General features: G+C 41.0%; 1 protein-coding gene. It reads left to right on the top strand.

The features are described 5' to 3' along the window. Positions 1 to 2: 2 nt before the first annotated feature. Positions 3 to 376: MFS transporter (locus CBI42_RS11525; protein ID WP_256963824.1), on the top strand; the 374-nt coding region annotated here is incomplete at its 3' end.

Below are 376 nucleotides of genomic sequence, written 5' to 3'. Positions count from 1 at the left end.
TAATTGCTTCTACCAGTTCTGGATTCGCATTGGAAAATATGGATGTGCTATTTTTATCCTTTGCAATGAGTTCAATGATCAGCCAACTTCATCTTAGCGGTGGCGCTGCCGGATTGATTGGTTCAATCACGAACTTGGGAATGTTATTTGGCGGGATTATGTTTGGTCTTATCGGTGACCGATTTTGTCGGGTAAAGACCTTCACCTACACAATCTTCATCTTTGCATTTGCAACCGCAATGATGGCTTTTGCAAATAACATTACATTGATTTACATATTAAGATTCTTAGCCGGTATCGGTGCCGGTGGTGAATATGGTGTCGGCATCTCAATGATTGCCGAATCATTCCACAAAAATCAAATCGGAAAGATGAC

The organism is Streptococcus sp. KR, from assembly GCF_002238115.1.
GTDB lineage: Bacteria > Bacillota > Bacilli > Lactobacillales > Streptococcaceae > Streptococcus.
The sequence above is the reverse complement of the archived record's forward strand: the minus strand, read 5'-3'. Positions and strand labels throughout refer to the sequence as shown.